We start from the raw sequence: 15,895 nt of genomic DNA, 5'->3' as shown, positions 1-15,895 counted from the left end.
TGGAAAGTCTCAGTGTTCCGGCACCTGCAGCCAGGTTTCATGCAGATGCCGCCATTGGACGCCGTTGGGCGCCGATGAACTGGTGGTGAAAACCGCGCTCGACTGGCGACGGCTGTGCTTGCCCGCGCGCAGCTGCGCCTCGACATAGAGGACGACGATCGTATCGCCATCCTGCCATCCGGGCTTGATGTCCTCGATCGAGATAGCAAAGCCGTCGTCGCAGGTGGCCCGGCTGGAGCGGACATGGTCGATCACGGCATCGCGATCGAGGGTCTGGCCGCCTGGTGCGATCATGGTCAAGCCTTCGCCCATGACGGCTTCGAAGCGGCCGAAATCCAGGTGGTCAGCGCGTTCGGCAACAAACCAGTCGACGAAGAAGCGGTGCAGGTCGACGACCTCGGCGCTGGCCTGCGAAAACAGCTTGTCGCTCGTGGTTTTCATATCCGGCCCGCGTTGAGATTGTAGTGCATGATCGAGCCGTGGCGGCCGTGCCGGTCGCGCTCCAGCGTGTAGACGTCTCCCTCAAGGCGGTTGCCCCGCGCTACGGCGGCGGCAATCCGCGCACGGTCATCGGCGTCGAGTACGACATCCATGATTTTGGCGTTGGCCAGCGCATGCGCCTGGTTGCGGGCACCGACGATGACCGCCGCCACTCGCGGCTGCTCCAGCACCCAGGCGCTGGCGATGGTGGCGATGTCGACGGCGTGGCGGTCGCCGACCGCCTTCAATTCGCGAAGCAGTTGCTGGAACAGGTCCCAGCCGCCGAAATCGTCGATGATCAGCTTGTATTTGACCAGCGAGCGGTTTTCGAGCGGCATGGCGGGTTCGGCCACGCCGAGCCATTTATCGCTGAGGAAGCCGCCGGCCACCGAGCCGTAGCAGAGGAAGCTCACGTCGTTTTCCTCTGCAAGTGCGGCGAGACTGTGCGCCGGGCGCTGATCGAGCACCGAATATTGCAGTTGCTGGCTGACCAGCGTGATGCCGGCTGCCAGGATTTCGGCAAGCCGGGGCGTGTCGAAATTGGTGGTGCCGAGATTGCGCAGCTTGCCCTCGAGCCGAAGCTCGTCGAGCCAACCCATCGCCTCGACATAACGCGGCTGCGCATAGTCCCACCAGTGGAACTGCACGAGGTCGAGCCGCTCGGTCTTCAGCCTGAGCAGCGACTGGTCGACGATGCCCCTGATGTAGTCGCGGCTGATCGTAGCGAGCCGTTCAAGGTCGGGCACCAGTTTGGTGTGCACCTTCATTTTGGCCGCTGCATCGAGGCCGCGCTCATTGGCCAGCCGCAGGCGCGCGGCGCCGATCAGCTCCTCGACGCCCGTGTAGATATCGGCGCAGTCATAGGTCCAGATGCCGGCATCGAAGGTGGCGATCAGATCGGCCACCGCCTGGCTGCGATCGATGGCGCCATGGCCGCCGGCGAGTTGCCAGCCACCGCGTATGACGCGCGAGATGGTGTAGCCAGGACTGAGCTCGAAGGCCTTGGCGGTCATGTCAGGTCATTCTCCTTCGGCAGCGGCACGGCCGTGGTTTCGGCATGGCTGAACCGCCGCTTGCCGGTCCTGACGATCCTCAACCGGCTGGCGCAGTTGGGATCGGGGCAGGCGATCTCGGCGTCCGAGGTCATCCAGTCATTCGGGTGGCTCGGGCGCTGCTTTGCCGCCAGCAGCGGCAGCACGGCGGCAAGCGAATAGATCGAGAAGCCCTGCCCCGCCGGCATCGACAGCATCTCGCCCTTGAGCTCGAAATAATCGCCGGCCTTGGCGCCGCAATAGATCGGCTTGCCGTCGGGAATGACCGCCTCGACGCGGAGATCGAAGAGCTCGAAACTGTCGTCAGCCATTTGAGGTCTCCACCAGGCTGAAGGTGATGTCGCAGGCGCCGTTGCGGCGGATGATGCCGCAGGCAGCCGCGAATTGATCGCGCTCCTCGGGCTCCACCTGCGCCACAACGCTTCCGGCCAGCCAGCCGATCGGGAACAGCAGCCGCGCGCCCTGCCCGTAGAACAGGCCGATGTCGAAGATGGCATTGGGATTGCCGCCCCACATGCGCGGCGGCACGTAGGACAATACGATATCGCCCGGCTGCGGCGTCAGCGTCGCGTTCTCGGCCGGCAACGGTTGGGCATAGGCCTGCCCCTCGAGATCGACGGCGGGAACCGGACAGGAAATCTCAGGTCCCGTCCACATGGCGTGAATGGCGGGGACGACACGTGGCATGGCGAGATAGGCTGTGAGAAAGGCGCCGTTTTCCGGTGCCTTCCCTGGCAGCAACAGCGCCGTGACGGAAAGCTTCGAGCGCGACTCGCTGATCTTGATGGAGGTCATGTCTGGTCTCTCGCGGCGGCGGATTGCAGCTTGCTGCGCAGGAAGGTGAAGGGCCGGCTGATGTCGGCGGCAAGCGCTTCACGTGCCGCCCGCGCGTCCTGTGTGGCCAGCGCCTCGACGATGCGCCGGTGATACTGGGCGGTGTCGACCTCGCCGGCTTCCGAGAAGGCGTAGATGGCGACGCGGATGCAAGGACCTGATTGCAGCCACAGGCTCTCGATCATCGGGATCAGCACGGCCGAGCCGCAGGAGCGATAGATCTCGAAGTGAAAGCTCTGGTTGAGCGTCACTTCGCGATCGACATCCTTCTTGTGTTTCAGCGCCCGCATCTCGTCCCATTCACCGAGAATGGTTTCGATGGTGGCTATCTGGCGCGACCCCATGCGGGCGGCGGCCAGCGCGATCGCCTCGCCCTCGATCAGGATGCGGGCCCGCAAGAGATCGTCGAGGCGTTCCAGCGTGATTGGCGGCACCCGCACCGAACGGTTAGGCAGCGCCTCCAACGCCTTTTCCGTGATCAGCCGGCCAAGCGCCTCGCGCACCGGCATGGTCGAGGTGACCAGCGCGTCGGCCAGACCGCGGATGGTCAGCACCTGGCTCGGCTCGAACAGACCGCCGATCAGCGCGCGACGCAGCTCGGAATAGACGCGATCCTGCACCGTCTCACGGCCGACCGGCGCGAGCTGGGCCGCGATCGCCTCGTTGTTCTTTTCGATGGCAGCCTTTTGCATGGAATTCCGTTCTCGGCGGGTTTTCGGCTTGCGGAGGAAATTAAAGCCGAATAGCGTGATCAAAGCAAGTGTGATCACAAATCAAAAATCAGGAGGCGGCGATGATCGTCTTCGACCAGAGGGATTGATGAGCGAGGCAGCGGAAAGGCAGGGGAAGGAGACCCGTGCGCCGGTTCTGACGGCACGCAACGTCGTCAGGCGGTTCGGCGGCCTTGTCGCCGTCAACGATGTCTCGTTCGATGTCAAAGCGGGCGAAATCCTTGGCCTGATCGGGCCGAACGGCGCCGGCAAGACGACGATGTTCGACCTGCTCGCCGGCAGCATCCTGCCCACCAGTGGCGATATCCTTCTCAACGGCGTGCGAGTCTCCGGCGAAGCCGCTCATCTGCGTATCGGTCGAGGTCTCGGCCGCACCTTCCAGATCCCGCGCCCGCTGCCCAATCTGACGCTGATCGAAAACATCATGCTGGCGGCACAGGGCCAGGCCGGCGAAAGGCTGCTCGCCAACTTCGTCACGCCGTGGCGGGTGGCGGCACAGGAAAAAGCCGCCAGGACAAAGGCACTCGAACTGCTGGAACTCGTCACCCTCGCTCATCTGGCCCACGAGCCGGCGCGCGTGCTGTCTGGTGGCCAGCGCAAGCTGCTCGAACTTGCGCGCGTCATGATGGCCGACCCCGCGATCATCCTGCTCGACGAACCCGCGGCCGGCGTCAACGCGACGCTGCTCGAAGTCATCATCGACCGCATCCGCGACATCAATGCGCGTGGCATCACCTTCCTGCTGATCGAGCACAACATCGACATGGTGACACGGCTCTGCCACCGCGTCCTTGTCATGGCGAGCGGCCAGTTGCTCAGCGAAGGCACGGCGGAAGAAGTCGCCCGCGATCCACGCGTCATCGAGGCCTATCTCGGAGGCAGCGCGTGAGCCAGACCGTCCTCGATGTCCGCAATCTCGAAGCGGGTTATGAACCTGGCGTACCGATCGTGCGCGGCGCCTCGATCACGGTCAGAAAAGGTGAAATCGTCGTCGTCCTCGGCCCTAACGGCGCCGGCAAGTCGAGCTTCATCAAGGCGATCGCCGGCCTCGTGCCGATCACCGGCGGTTCAGTGTTCCTGGACGGCAAGGATATCACCGCCGCGCCGGCCCACACCATGGTGCGGCTTGGCCTCGCCTTCGTGCCGCAGACCGAGAACATCTTTCCGCTGATGTCGGTCGAGGACAATCTTAGGGTTGCCTGCGGCATCCTCGAGCGGCGCGACATCCCGGCCCGCATCGAGGAGATGTATGCCGCCTTCCCCGATCTCGTCCGCCAACGCCGCACCGCCGCCGGCAATCTTTCGGGCGGCCAGCGGCAGATGCTCGCGGTCGCGCGGGCGCTGATCATCCATCCCAAGGTGCTGGTGCTGGACGAACCGTCGGCCGGCCTGTCGCCAAAGTTCGTCTCGATGGTTTTCGAGATGCTGGCCGGCATCCGCAAGTCCGGAGTCACCATCCTTTTGGTCGAGCAGAACGCCAAGGCTGCACTTGCCATCGGCGACCGCGCCTATGTGCTGGTCGAGGGCAAGGACCGGCACGAGGGCATTGCCTCCGAACTGTGGAACGACCCGGTCGTGGCCGAACTCTATCTCGGCCAGCGCCCGCTCAGCGAGGAGAAAACGGGGCACGCAGGGAAGGGAGGCGCGGCATGAGCCTGCAATTTATCGTCGACGGATTGCTCACGGGCTCGATGATCGGCCTCGGCGCCATCGGCGTGACGCTTACCTATTCGATCCTGCGTTTCTCCAACTTCGCCCATGGCGACTTCATGGCCTGGGGCACCTATGCGACGCTGACCATGGTCAGTGCCATCGGCGCGATATTCGGCAAGGTGACGCCGATCGGGCCGCTGTCCTTCGGCTGGCCGCTCCTTGTTGCCTTGGTCGTCGGCATGGCATTCACCGCTTTGCTGGCGCTGCTGCTCGACAAGGTGTTGTTCTCGCGGCTGCGCTCGCAAGGCCAGGCGATCATCGTCGTAATGGCGAGTTTCGGCGCCTCGATGGCGCTACGCAGCCTGCTCGAATTCACCTTCACCTCGCGGCCGACCTATTTCAGCCGGGCGATCCAGATCGCCATGCCGGTCGGCTTCGGCATCCGCATCACGCCCGACCAGATCGCCCTGTTGCTGCTGACCTCTATACTCGTGCTCGGCGTGCATCTGTTGATGACACGCACTCAAGTCGGCCGCTCGATGCAGGCCTTGAGCCAGAACGCGGCACTGGCCCGCATCGTCGGCATCGACGTCGCCAGCGTGGTGCGGGTGACCTGGATCATCGGCGGCGCGCTCGCCTGCGTGGCTGGCGTGATGATCGGCATCCTGGTGCAGATCCGCCCGTTCATGGGCTTCGACATGCTGCTGCCCATGTTCGCCGCCGCCATTTTGGGCGGCATCGGCAGCATCCCGGGGGCGGTGCTCGGCGGCCTGATCATCGGTCTCGCCGAAGCCGGCGCGGTGCAACTGATTGGCGCCGAGTGGCGTGCCGCCGTCTCCTTCATCATCCTCATGGCGGTACTGTTCGTGCGGCCGATCGGCCTTTTCGGAGTTCGGGAAAGATGATCGATCTCATCGGCTACGGCGCGTTCTTCCTGACCACGGCGCTCATTTTCTCGCTGGTCACGCTCGGGCTCAACCTGCAATGGGGCCTGACCGGCCTGTTCAATGTCGGCCTCGCCGGTTTTGTTGCCATCGGCGCCTACACCTCGGCACTGCTGACGACACCGGACGACCCCGCGCGGCTTGGCGGCTTCGGCCTGCCCATCCTCGCCGGCTGGGCGGGCGCCATGGTCGTTGGCGGTATTGCCGCGGCACTTACCGGCATGGCGACGCTGCGTCTTAGATCCGACTATCTGGCGATCACCACCTTCGGCGTGGCCGTCGTCGTACAACTGGTCGCGCTCAACGCACAGAAGCTGACCGGCGGACCATTCGGCATCGGCTTCATCCCGCGTCCCTTTGGCGGCCTTGCGGAGACGCCGCTGCTGTTCAACCTGTCGAACCTTGCCATTGTTTGCGCTGTGACGCTGATTGCCTATCTCGCCTTGGAACACCTGTCGCGAAGCCCGTGGGGCCGCGTGCTGAAGGCGCTGCGTGAGGACGAGCGGGCGGCGATTTCACTCGGCAAGAGCGCACGCTTCTACCGTGTCCAGGCGTTTGCCGTCGGCGGCGCCATCATGGCGCTGGCCGGCGCGCTGCAGGCGCATTTCACCGGCTTCATCGCTCCGGACAATTACCTACCGATCCTCACCTTTCAGGTCTGGGTGATGCTGATCGTCGGGGGCTCGGGCAGCAATCTCGGCGCCGTCATCGGCAGCATACTGGTCTGGGCGATCTGGGCAGGGTCGGGCACGCTGACCAGCGTGCTGTTTGCGCCCGAGCAGCAGGCGCGCGCCGCCTCGCTGCAGATCGTCGCCATCGGTGTCATGCTTTGCGTCATCCTTCTGGTCAGGCCGAACGGGTTGTTCGGTGACAGGCCGCGGCGGCCGCGCTTTGGCAAGCGCAGGCGGATCGCTACGGACAAAAGCAGTTCCGGCTCATGAATGCCCCGATCCGGCAGGGTGCGAATGGCACTTCGCTCTGGCACGCGGTCAGCCGCGATCGCCGGGAACGGCCGACGCTGCAAGGCAGGCTCGATGTCGATCTGGCCATCGTCGGCGGTGGATTTTCCGGTCTGTCGACCGCGCTGCACGCCGCGGAAAAAGGCATTTCGGTCGCCGTTCTCGAAGCCGAAATCATCGCCTGGGGCGCGACCGGCAGGAACGCGGGTTTCGTCGTGCCGAACTTCGCCAAGATGGACCCCGATAGCATCCTCGCGCATCTCGGCCCCGAACGCGGCGAAAGGCTGATCGATTTCGCCGCCGGCAGTGCCGACCTCGTCTTCGGCCTGATCCGGCGACACGGCATCGACTGCGACGCGGTGCAGACCGGATGGATCCAGCCGGCGCACTCGCCCGCCGCGCTGGAGAAGGTCAAATCACGCGCGGGACAGTGGGCGCGGCGTGGCCGGCCTGTCGTCACCCTGGATCGACGAGAGGTCGAAGCGTTGACCGGCGCGCGCGGCTATGTCGGTGGCTGGATGGATCGTTCCGGCGGCGTGCTCAATCCGGTCGCCTACGCACGCGGACTGGCCGATGCGGCGGAAAAGGCCGGCGCGCAAATTTTCGAGCGGACACGTGTCACGTCGGTCGATCGCATAGCCGATGGCTGGGCGCTGAAAACGCCATCGGGCTCGGTGCGCGCGGCCAGGGTGCTGATCGCCACCAACGCCTATGGCGGGTCGCTCAATCCTTTGCTGCAGCGGACTTATTTTCCGCTCAAGGTTTTCCAGATCGCGACCGCGCCGCTACCGCTCGAAATCCGCACGCGTTTGCTGCCTGGCGGACAAGGCGTCGGCGATACCAGGCGCAATCTCTTCACCTTTCGCTTCGACGCCGATAACCGGTTGATCAGCGGCGGCATGCATATTCTCGGCGCCGGCGCCGATACGCGCGTGCCGCAAACAATCTGGCGGCGGCTTGCCAGCCACCTCGACCTGCCTGATTTGCCGCCGCTTGCCTACAGCTGGTCGGGGATGGCGGCGGTCGAACCGGATTTCCTGCCGCACCTCCTGGACCTCGGCCCGGGCCTGATCGCCGCTCGCGCCTGCAATGGACGCGGCATCGCCATGACCACGGCGATGGGCAAGGTGCTGGCCGACTGGGCCGCTGGAGCCGAAGCACGCGATTTGCCGCTGCCCTTTGCACCGCCAGCGCCAATCCCATTCCATGCCCTGTTGCGGCACGCACCCAACATGCTGCTCGGCTGGAGCATTCTGCGTGACCGGATGGACCACGCGGCATAGACCCACCGCCGTGCGATCAGCGCGCCGTGCGAAGATTCTCGGAGAGAATAGCGGCCGCCGCGGCGATGTCCTGCTCGAGGGAAGCTCGAACGGCTGGACCGTTGCGTTGTTCCAGCGCGGCGACGATCCTTCGGTGCGCGTCATTGGACTGCGGAATATAGCGATCAGCCCGCATCAGGAGCTTGAGATAGGGTCCAACCCGACCCCAGAGATCGCGGATCATGTTCAAGAGGATCGGCGCGCCGGCATGCTCATAGATAGCGAAATGGAAGGCCTCGTTCAGGGAGAGATAGGTCGTGGCGTCTTGCGCCTCGATGGCCCGCTGCATCCCGGTGAGCGCGACCTGTATGTCCACCAGCGCGCGCTCACTCATCCGCGTGGCGGCCATCTCGCCCGCCAGCCCCTCGACGGCGATGCGGATGCGGGTCAGTTCCTCGAAAGCGGGATCGGACAGCAAGGGCACGATGATCGAGCGGTTGTTCTGCATTTCCAGAAGCCGCTCGGCGACCAGCCTTTGCAATGCCTCTCGGATCGGGGTGGTCGAAATGCCGAAGGTTTCGGCGAGCTTGCGGATGACCAGGGTCTGGCCCGGACTGAACCCGCCTGAAATCAATTCCTGTTTGAGCGCGCCATAGGCGCGGTCATTGAGGGTTTGATGCTCGAGCTTCAGCATGCGCCTGCTCGGCTCACCATTTCGACAGTGCGCGGTCGAGCGTCTCGGCCAGTTGCTCGGCATTGTCCCTGGCAAAGGGCAGCGGTGGCCTGATCTTCAGCACATTGCCGCGCGGACCGCAGGACGAAATCAGCACGCCGTCGTCGCGCATGGCTTCGACGACGGATGAAGTCTTGGCAGCGGCGGTGGCCCCATCCTCCGCCGTCAGCTCGACGCCGAAATAGAGGCCACTGTGCCTGACATCGGCGACCATGCTGTGCCGGCTTTTCAAGGCATCCAGCAGTTCTCCGGTATAGGCGCCGACCGTCCGCGCGTTCTCGATCAGCCCCTCGCCCTCAATCACCTCGAGCACGGCGATGCCGACGGCGGCCGCCACCGGATTGCCGCCGAAGGTGTTGAAGTAGCCGGTGTTCGAACCGAACGAACTCACCAGTTGCGACCGCACAATCACCGCACCCATCGGATGCCCATCGCCGATCGGCTTGCCCATGGTGACGATATCAGGCTCGAGGCCGTAATTGGCGAAGCCCCACATGCCCTGGCCGAGCCGGCCGAAACCGGACTGGACCTCGTCGGCGATGACGATGCCACCCGCTTTCCTGACATGATCGGCCGCCTCGCGCATGACAGAAGCATCGGGGAAAAAGATGCCGTCACTGGAAAAGGCGGAATCGAGAAGCAGCGCCGCCGGACGGATGTTTTGCGCGCACATATCCTCGATGGCGGCGGCGACATTTCTGCCGAAATCATGCGCGGCGCGGCCGCCGTCGCGGAACGTGTCCGGCGCTGCTACGGTGCGATGCTGCGCGGGTACGCCCTTGGCCCCGACCGCCGCCGGCGACAGCTGCGCCGTCGCGATGGTGGCGCCGTGATAGGCGAAATCGGTGATGATCACGCCGGTGTTGCCGCTGCAGTGCTGGGCGATGCGGATGGCGAGGTCGTTGGCCTCGCTGCCGGTGCAGGTGAACATGGCGTGGCCGAGATGGGGCGGAAGCATGCCGAGAAGCTTTTCCGCGTAGTCGAGGATGATCTCGCTGAGATAGCGCGTGTGCGTGTTGAGCGTGGCGGCCTGCCCCGACAATGCCTCGACGACGCGCGGATGGCAGTGTCCGACCGAAGCGACGTTGTTATAGGCATCGAGGAATTTTCGACCTTGTGCATCGTAGAGCCAGACACCGCTGCCGCGCACCAGATGGATCGGGTTGCGGTAGAAGGCGCGATAGGTCGGCCCGAGCAACCTGGCGCGGCGTTCGAGCAGCGCGCGCTCGGCATCGGCAGAGGCATTTGCGGGCGAGGACTGGGACACGGGCATCTACTCCGGCTTGGAATGGTCGAGAAAATAGCGGCGGGTTTCAGCGGCCGAGAGACCGTCCAGCCGTTCGAGCGAGGCCCAGACCTCGGTGATGAGGCGCAGGACATAGTCGCGCTTGGCCGGAAACCGCTCGGCCTGCCAGCTGGCGATGTTGGCAATGAGCGCAAGCCGGGCACGAATGAGGTGGAAGAGAATGCCAAGCTCTTCGATCTCGAGCGGCTGCACCGACTGATAGCCGGCGACGAAGCGAGCCGCAGGCGCCAGCGGATGACCTTCGGCCGGCCAGCGATAGACGGCACCGATGGCGAGATCGCAGATCAGCGGCGAGTGGATCATGTCGCCGAAATCGAGGATGCCGCTGACCATTTCCGGCCGCGAGGCATCCATCACCACATTGTAGGAATTCATGTCGTTGTGGACGATCTGGGCGCGCAGCCCGGGGATGACCGGCGCCGCATGTTCCTCGAAAGCATCGATGACACGCTCGACCATGGCGCGACAGCCGGCGTCAGCGATATGCGCCAGCATGGGCCGTGTCTTGGCGACCTTGCGGATGTCCCAAAGCAGGTCGCTGCCGGCGGCCGGGTGGAAGAAGCCGCGCAGTGCCCGGCCAAGCCGGGCGAGGAAGATGCCGAGATTGCGATCCTGCGCCGCCGACGTGGGCGAGCGCGAAAGCAGCTGGCCGGGCAGATAGGTAACCAGCCTGACGATGCGCGGCGCCGATCCGCCGACGCTGACCGTAAACTGCGCTTCGCCTTCGAGGCTCTTGCGCACCGAGGGAACAGGCAAGGCCGGATCGACCGTCAGGATGTGGTCGAGCGCCTTGTTCTGGAAATCGGTGAAGCCGGCCTCTTCCGCCGGATGCGAGACCTTCAGTACGAAGTCGCCCTCGCCTCCTGTCTTGATATGGAAGTTGTGATCGCGTTCGCCCGGCAGCGCGCGCGCGCTGCCGGTGAGCCCGTAGTGCAGGCGCAACAGGGCAAGCGCCTCGGCGATCGAAACGTCAGGTGCATCCTCGGCAAGCGTGTCGCCGAAGGCATCCGACACGGCCGCGTTCATGGCCCGACCTCGGGATCGATGGGTTCGAGACCGCACCAGTCGGCGATGAAGAGCGCGATGGTCTGGGTGACCTTGCGCACGGAGTCGAGATCGACGGCCTCGTCATAGCCATGCGGCATGCGGCAGATCGGGCCGTAGACGATCGCCGGCGTGTCGGCATAGAGGCCGAAGAAGCGGGCATCGGTGGTGGCCGAGGTGACATGTTCCGTCAGCGGCTCGCCCCATACGGCGGTATGGCTGCGCCGCAGTACGGCTTCCATCTCGTCGGCGCCTTCCAGCACGTAGCCCTCGGCCATGAAGCCGTTATAGGTCATTCTGGGCGGGCGATTGGCGAGAAACGGATCGGCGCGCGCCGCATCGGCGATGCAGGCCTCGAGTTCGGCCCTGGCATCCTCCAGCTTCTGGCCGGGATAGGTCGCGACCCGCATCTCGAAGACACAGCGCGCCGGTACGCTCGATGTCCATTCGCCGCCTTCGATCTTGCCGAGGTTGAAACGGATCGGGTGCGGATGATCGCAGAAATGCGGATCATCGATCTTGCGCGCGTTCAAGACGATTTCGAGCTGCTTCAGCGCCTGGATGATGAGGAAGGCCTTCTCGATGGCATTGGCGCCGGCGGAAAAGGCGCCCGACGCGTGCTGCGGGTCGCCGTCGACCTCGACCCTGAACCAGATCGGCCCGACTTGTGCCCGCATCAGCCTTGGTTCCAGCGGCTCGGGAATGAAGGCGGCATCGGCGCGGTAGCCACGCTGCAGGCAAGCGAGCGCGCCGTTGCCGGTGCACTCCTCCTCTACGACCGACTGCAGGAACACTTTCGCCGCTGGCTGATAGCCGAGGCCGCGCAATGCGGCCAGCGCATAGAGGCAGGCCGACAGGCCGGCCTTCATGTCGCCGGCGCCTCGGCCATGCATCCAGCCGTCCTCGATCGCCGGATCGTAGGGGTTTCGCACCCAGCGGTCGAGCGGCCCCGTCGGCACCACGTCGATATGGCCGTTGAGGATCAGCGAGCGGCCGGTGGCGTTTTTCGGCGTATGAGTGGCGACGACGTTGAAGGCGTCATCGTAGGATACCGCGACGGGTGAAAATCCGGGCAGGTCGCGGATAGCATCGACATCGACACGCCACATATCGACCGCATAGCCATTGGCTTCATAAGCAGCCGCCATGAAGGATTGCGCGGCATGTTCCTCGCCGCGTTGTGAGGGAAAGCGCACGAGATCGGCCAGGAAGGCGAGCTGGCGGTCGAAGCCTTCGTCGACTGCCCGCAAAATGGCCTCATCCGCAATTCGCTCAGGCACGATATTCCGCTTTCCCATGAATGATGTATCATATCTCATATGCCATTTCCCGAAAAGGCAACAACACAGGCGGGTCAAAATGATGGCCCACCCCTGGAGCCTCTTGGCAGGCGGTCGCAGAGTTGGCATCAGCTTCTTGACATGCCGGCAAGGCTGCGCGGCGGAAGATCGAGGACAGATGCAAGTCACCGAAGGCACATTGCCGGACGAAATCACCGATCTCGCGTCCGGCTACCGACGTGTGCCGGCCGGCAAGATCGTCAATGCGGTGACGTGGATGGAGGCGCGCGCGCCGGTGCAGGGTCTCGCCCAACCCCTGGCCATGACGCGCGTCACCGAGCCCCACCCCGCCGTCTACCGCGCGGTCTTCCTCGAGATCGGCGCTCCCTGGCTCTGGGACCGCGCCGCCGAAATGTCAGACTCCGACATCGCGGCGCATTTCTGCGACCCACGCCAGCATCTCTATTACGGCCACGATGAGAGCGGCGGCCATGTCGGCATGGTCGAATTCTCGGTCGCCGCCAGCAACGAGATCGAGATCACCTATTTCGGCCTGTTCCCTTCCTTGACCGGCCGAGGCTTCGGCAAACGGCTGATGGCTGGCGCGCTCGATCAGGCATGGTGCCTGGAGCCCAGCCGCATCTGGCTGCACACCAGCAGCTTCGATCATCACAGCGTCATCGGTTTCTACGGAGCTTGCGGCTTTGAACCCTTCGCCGCCGGGTTCGAAATCACCGATGATCCGCGGATCAAGGGGACCCTGCCGCGCGGTGCGGCCCCGCAAATCCCGTTGATCGAGACCGAATGGGTGCCCGGCGCCAGATGAGACCGTCGTCGCAACCCGCGAGGACGCGCGCGACACCGCACTGGCCGCGCAGCCGTCATATCGGCAACCGTCAGCTCGCCTGCGGCGCCGGCAGCCGTTCGCGCAGTTCGTCGACAAGCACCCTGGTGTTCTCGGAATAGTCGATCGGCACGACGACGAGATGCACGCCGCCGCCGGTGAAGGCCTGTTCCAGCGCCGGCCGCAATTCGGCGATCGCGCTGACCCTGGTCCCTTTGGCGCCGTAGGCCTCGGCGTATTTGACGAAATCGGGATTGCCGAAGGTCATGCCGAAATCGGGAAATTCATCGACCGCCTGCTTCCAGCGGATCATGCCATAGGCATGGTCTTCCAGCAGCAGGACGACGAGGTTGAGCTTGAGCCTGACAGCCGTCTCCAGCTCCTGGCTGTTCATCATGAAGCCGCCATCGCCGCAAATGGCCATGACACGGCGCTGGGGATAGAGCAGCGCCGCCATCATCGCCGATGGCAGCCCAGCGCCCATGGTGGCCAGCGCGTTGTCGAGCAGCAGCGTGTTTGCCATGCGTGTGCGGTAGTTGCGCGCGAACCAGATCTTGTACATGCCGTTGTCCAGCGCGAGGATGCCGTCGGCCGGCATCACGGCGCGCACGTCGTGCACGATGCGCTGCGGCGTGAAGCGGTCTTCGGTGGCGCGCGCGGCGATGCGGCTCAAAATGCCTTCGCGCAGCGGCAGCAGGGCCTGCGCGTTGGGGATCTTGCCTTCGACGCGATCGGCCAGCAGCGCCAGCGACGGACCGAGGTCGCCGACGATTTCCGCTTGCGGGAAATAGACCTGCTCGACATCGGCCGTCTGGTAGCCGACATGGATGACCTTCGGCCCCTTCGCGCCCATGATGAAGGGCGGTTTCTCGACCGTATCGTGGCCGATGGTGATGATCAGATCGGCCTGCTCGATGGCCTCGTGGACATAGTCGCGTTCCGAAAGGGCCGCCGTTCCCATGTAGAGTTCGGTGCCGCCGGGCACCGTGCCCTTGCCCATCTGCGTGGTGAAATAGGGTATCTGCGTGCGCAGGACGAACTGGGCGACGTCGGGGGTCACGCGCGGCCGCGACGCCGCCGCGCCGAACATCAGCAGCGGACGCTTGGCCTCCGTGATCATGCGGGCGGCGCGATCGAGCGCGCCAGCGCTGGCCAGGGGCAGTTCGACCGGATGCGTCGGCACCAAGGCAATCGGTTCGCACTCCGCCGCCGCGATATCTTCCGGCAGTTCCAGATGCACGGGCCCGGGGCGTTCTTCCTGTGCGACGCGGAAGGCTTCTCGCACCAAGGACGGAATCATCTTCGGCGAGACGATCTGGCGCGACAGCTTGGTCAGCGGCTTCATCGCCGCGACGATGTCGACGATCTGGAAGCGAGCCTGCCTGGACGACAGGATGCCCTTCTGTCCGGTGATCATGATCATCGGCATCGCGCCGAGCAGCGCATAGGCCGAGCCGGTCGTCAGATTGAGCGCACCGGGGCCGAGCGTGGTGATGCACACACCCGGCTTGCCGGTGAGCCTGCCATAGGTGGCGGCCATGAAGGCGGCCGCCTGCTCGTGGCGGGTCAGGATCAGCTGGATCGACGAGCGGCGGATGGATTCGACGATGTCGAGATTTTCCTCGCCCGGAATACCGAAAATCCGATCGACCCCTTCATTCTCGAGGGCCGCCACGAACAGATCCGAACCTTTGGTCATGAACCGTCTCTCCTGCAATGCGCGCATTCCGTCAGCCACCTTCATATGGCACCGGAATGCGACACCTCAAAGAGGCAGTTCGCCTGCCAGCGACCAGGCCATCATTTTCGGCAAGGCGGCCGCCAATGCGTCGACGGCCAGCCGGACCTTGAGCGGCAGATGCGGCGTCCGCAGCCATAGTGCATGACAGTCGTAGGGATAGCGCGGCTGGTCCGGCAACAGCTCGACCAGCGCGCCGGCCTGGATTCGTTCGCGAACCAGCCAATGAGGCAGCCATGCGAGGCCCATACCGCCGGCGGCGGCATCGGCGATGGCATCGAGATCGTCGAGCCGAAGCCGGCCGGTTGGGACGAACTCGGCCGCAGCTTGTTCCTCGCGCGGGAACAGCCAGGGCTGAACGATCATGCCGAGCCGGCGGTAGACAATCGCCTGATGATCGGCGAGGTCCTCGATCCGCCGTGGTTCGCCATGAATTTCCAGATAGGAAGGCGCGGCACAGAGGACCATGTGCTGGCGTGCAACGCGGCGCGCGATCACGCCGGCCTTGTCGTCCAGATCACCGGTCCGGATGGCGAGGTCGTAGCCGTCCTCGGCAAGATCGGCGAAGCGGTCGCTCAGCGACAGGTCGAGCTCCAGCGTCGGATACCGCCGCGCCAGTTGCAGCAACACGGGGGTCACGCAGTGGCGGCCGAAATGCGCCGGCATGGTGACGCGCAAATTTCCCCGCGGTTCCGAGAGCTGATCGGCGGCAAGCGCATCGGCGGCCTCGGCCTCGGCCAGCACCAACCGACACCGCTCATAATAGGCGCGTCCGAAATCGGTCAGGCTCTGGCGGCGCGTGGTCCGGTTGATGAGACGCACGCCAAGCCTGTCCTCGAGAAACCGGACATGCTTGCCGACCATCGGTCCGGATAGATCGAGCACGGTGGCCGCCGCCGCGAACGAGCCGAGATCAACGGCCCTGACGAACACGGCCATGCTTTCAAGCCTATCCATTTTCGAAACTCTTGGTTTCTACTGTACAATCTAAACAGCCATTTATCGCCAAAAGGCTTCGCCTCATAGCTCATTCGG

At 64.6% G+C, this 15,895-nt stretch carries 17 protein-coding genes; 6 read left to right on the top strand and 11 right to left on the bottom strand.

The features are described 5' to 3' along the window. Positions 1-9: 9 nt before the first annotated feature. From LB543_RS16020 to LB543_RS16000, 5 genes are read right to left on the bottom strand one after another with little or no spacing between them, the layout of a single operon-like run. Positions 10-441, bottom strand: a complete 432-nt coding sequence (locus LB543_RS16020; protein ID WP_224614729.1) for a hypothetical protein — start codon at positions 439-441, stop codon at positions 10-12. Further along, entirely contained in the window at positions 438-1,493 is a 1,056-nt protein-coding gene (locus tag LB543_RS16015) for an aldo/keto reductase (protein WP_224614728.1), read from the bottom strand. Before LB543_RS16015 ends, LB543_RS16020 begins: the two co-directional genes overlap by 4 nt. Continuing rightward, positions 1,490-1,843: a TIGR04076 family protein gene (locus tag LB543_RS16010; RefSeq protein WP_224589794.1), complete on the bottom strand. Its 354-nt coding sequence runs from the start codon at positions 1,841-1,843 to the stop codon at positions 1,490-1,492. Before LB543_RS16010 ends, LB543_RS16015 begins: the two co-directional genes overlap by 4 nt. After that, entirely contained in the window at positions 1,836-2,327 is a 492-nt protein-coding gene (locus LB543_RS16005; protein WP_224614727.1) for a DUF3830 family protein, read from the bottom strand. The genes LB543_RS16010 and LB543_RS16005 overlap by 8 nt, the downstream gene beginning before the upstream one ends. After that, on the bottom strand, positions 2,324-3,058 hold the full coding sequence (locus LB543_RS16000) for a GntR family transcriptional regulator (RefSeq protein ID WP_140807955.1): 735 nt from the start codon (positions 3,056-3,058) through the stop codon (positions 2,324-2,326). The genes LB543_RS16005 and LB543_RS16000 overlap by 4 nt, the downstream gene beginning before the upstream one ends. Before the next feature lie 127 nt (positions 3,059-3,185). Between LB543_RS16000 and LB543_RS15995 the strand changes: the two genes are divergently transcribed. Genes LB543_RS15995 through LB543_RS15975 form a run of 5 tightly spaced genes read left to right on the top strand, consistent with a single transcriptional unit; the run spans position 3,186 to position 7,936 of the window. Further along, positions 3,186-3,986, top strand: coding sequence for an ABC transporter ATP-binding protein (locus tag LB543_RS15995; RefSeq protein WP_224614726.1), 801 nt, complete (start codon positions 3,186-3,188; stop codon positions 3,984-3,986). Beyond that, entirely contained in the window at positions 3,983-4,750 is a 768-nt protein-coding gene (locus LB543_RS15990; RefSeq protein WP_224614725.1) for an ABC transporter ATP-binding protein, read from the top strand. The genes LB543_RS15995 and LB543_RS15990 overlap by 4 nt, the downstream gene beginning before the upstream one ends. Beyond that, positions 4,747-5,655, top strand: a complete 909-nt coding sequence (locus LB543_RS15985) for a branched-chain amino acid ABC transporter permease (RefSeq protein WP_224614724.1) — start codon at positions 4,747-4,749, stop codon at positions 5,653-5,655. Before LB543_RS15990 ends, LB543_RS15985 begins: the two co-directional genes overlap by 4 nt. After that, positions 5,652-6,635, top strand: coding sequence for a branched-chain amino acid ABC transporter permease (locus tag LB543_RS15980; protein WP_224614723.1), 984 nt, complete (start codon positions 5,652-5,654; stop codon positions 6,633-6,635). Before LB543_RS15985 ends, LB543_RS15980 begins: the two co-directional genes overlap by 4 nt. Further along, positions 6,632-7,936: an NAD(P)/FAD-dependent oxidoreductase gene (locus LB543_RS15975; RefSeq protein ID WP_224614722.1), complete on the top strand. Its 1,305-nt coding sequence runs from the start codon at positions 6,632-6,634 to the stop codon at positions 7,934-7,936. The genes LB543_RS15980 and LB543_RS15975 overlap by 4 nt, the downstream gene beginning before the upstream one ends. Before the next feature lie 16 nt (positions 7,937-7,952). Here LB543_RS15975 and LB543_RS15970 read toward each other — a convergent pair whose 3' ends face one another. The 4 genes from LB543_RS15970 to LB543_RS15955 are packed head-to-tail and all read right to left on the bottom strand — an operon-like array spanning position 7,953 to position 12,278. Continuing rightward, positions 7,953-8,609: a GntR family transcriptional regulator gene (locus tag LB543_RS15970; RefSeq protein WP_224589802.1), complete on the bottom strand. Its 657-nt coding sequence runs from the start codon at positions 8,607-8,609 to the stop codon at positions 7,953-7,955. A 13-nt stretch (positions 8,610-8,622) separates the two neighbouring features. Beyond that, positions 8,623-9,921 carry an aspartate aminotransferase family protein gene (locus tag LB543_RS15965; RefSeq protein ID WP_224614721.1) on the bottom strand — a complete coding sequence of 433 codons (1,299 nt, stop codon included), beginning with the start codon at positions 9,919-9,921 and terminating at the stop codon, positions 8,623-8,625. Beyond that, on the bottom strand, positions 9,922-10,980 hold the full coding sequence (locus LB543_RS15960; RefSeq protein ID WP_224614720.1) for a phosphotransferase: 1,059 nt from the start codon (positions 10,978-10,980) through the stop codon (positions 9,922-9,924). Beyond that, positions 10,977-12,278: an ArgE/DapE family deacylase gene (locus tag LB543_RS15955; RefSeq protein ID WP_224614772.1), complete on the bottom strand. Its 1,302-nt coding sequence runs from the start codon at positions 12,276-12,278 to the stop codon at positions 10,977-10,979. Before LB543_RS15955 ends, LB543_RS15960 begins: the two co-directional genes overlap by 4 nt. 178 nt (positions 12,279-12,456) lie before the next feature. Here LB543_RS15955 and LB543_RS15950 point away from each other — a divergent pair, with 178 nt between their 5' ends. Continuing rightward, positions 12,457-13,104, top strand: a complete 648-nt coding sequence (locus LB543_RS15950) for a GNAT family N-acetyltransferase (RefSeq protein ID WP_224614719.1) — start codon at positions 12,457-12,459, stop codon at positions 13,102-13,104. 70 nt (positions 13,105-13,174) lie between these two features. Here LB543_RS15950 and LB543_RS15945 read toward each other — a convergent pair whose 3' ends face one another. Both LB543_RS15945 and LB543_RS15940 read right to left on the bottom strand, forming a co-directional pair. Next, positions 13,175-14,821, bottom strand: coding sequence for an acetolactate synthase large subunit (locus LB543_RS15945; RefSeq protein WP_224614718.1), 1,647 nt, complete (start codon positions 14,819-14,821; stop codon positions 13,175-13,177). A 66-nt stretch (positions 14,822-14,887) separates the two neighbouring features. Beyond that, the gene (locus LB543_RS15940) at positions 14,888-15,817 is read right to left on the bottom strand and encodes a LysR family transcriptional regulator (protein WP_224614717.1); all 930 of its coding nucleotides are present in this window, start codon (positions 15,815-15,817) and stop codon (positions 14,888-14,890) included. Between the last annotated feature and the right edge of the window lie 78 nt (positions 15,818-15,895).

Source organism: Mesorhizobium sp. ESP7-2, from assembly GCF_020164715.1.
Lineage (GTDB): Bacteria > Pseudomonadota > Alphaproteobacteria > Rhizobiales > Rhizobiaceae > Mesorhizobium.
This window is presented reverse-complemented; position numbering and strand designations above follow the sequence as displayed.

What these genes read in the sequence shown, in the direction of transcription:
- LB543_RS16020 (WP_224614729.1), bottom strand. Translation starts at nt 441, where the DNA reads ATGAAAACCACGAGCGACAAGCTGTTTTCGCAGGCCAGCGCCGAGGTC.
- LB543_RS16005 (WP_224614727.1), bottom strand. Translation starts at nt 2,327, where the DNA reads ATGACCTCCATCAAGATCAGCGAGTCGCGCTCGAAGCTTTCCGTCACG.
- LB543_RS15980 (WP_224614723.1), top strand. Translation starts at nt 5,652, where the DNA reads ATGATCGATCTCATCGGCTACGGCGCGTTCTTCCTGACCACGGCGCTC.
- LB543_RS15945 (WP_224614718.1), bottom strand. Translation starts at nt 14,821, where the DNA reads ATGACCAAAGGTTCGGATCTGTTCGTGGCGGCCCTCGAGAATGAAGGG.
- LB543_RS15940 (WP_224614717.1), bottom strand. Translation starts at nt 15,817, where the DNA reads ATGGATAGGCTTGAAAGCATGGCCGTGTTCGTCAGGGCCGTTGATCTC.
- LB543_RS15985 (WP_224614724.1), top strand. Translation starts at nt 4,747, where the DNA reads ATGAGCCTGCAATTTATCGTCGACGGATTGCTCACGGGCTCGATGATC.
- LB543_RS15995 (WP_224614726.1), top strand. Translation starts at nt 3,186, where the DNA reads ATGAGCGAGGCAGCGGAAAGGCAGGGGAAGGAGACCCGTGCGCCGGTT.
- LB543_RS15970 (WP_224589802.1), bottom strand. Translation starts at nt 8,609, where the DNA reads ATGCTGAAGCTCGAGCATCAAACCCTCAATGACCGCGCCTATGGCGCG.
- LB543_RS16000 (WP_140807955.1), bottom strand. Translation starts at nt 3,058, where the DNA reads ATGCAAAAGGCTGCCATCGAAAAGAACAACGAGGCGATCGCGGCCCAG.
- LB543_RS15960 (WP_224614720.1), bottom strand. Translation starts at nt 10,980, where the DNA reads ATGAACGCGGCCGTGTCGGATGCCTTCGGCGACACGCTTGCCGAGGAT.
- LB543_RS15950 (WP_224614719.1), top strand. Translation starts at nt 12,457, where the DNA reads ATGCAAGTCACCGAAGGCACATTGCCGGACGAAATCACCGATCTCGCG.
- LB543_RS16010 (WP_224589794.1), bottom strand. Translation starts at nt 1,843, where the DNA reads ATGGCTGACGACAGTTTCGAGCTCTTCGATCTCCGCGTCGAGGCGGTC.
- LB543_RS15975 (WP_224614722.1), top strand. Translation starts at nt 6,632, where the DNA reads ATGAATGCCCCGATCCGGCAGGGTGCGAATGGCACTTCGCTCTGGCAC.
- LB543_RS15965 (WP_224614721.1), bottom strand. Translation starts at nt 9,921, where the DNA reads ATGCCCGTGTCCCAGTCCTCGCCCGCAAATGCCTCTGCCGATGCCGAG.
- LB543_RS16015 (WP_224614728.1), bottom strand. Translation starts at nt 1,493, where the DNA reads ATGACCGCCAAGGCCTTCGAGCTCAGTCCTGGCTACACCATCTCGCGC.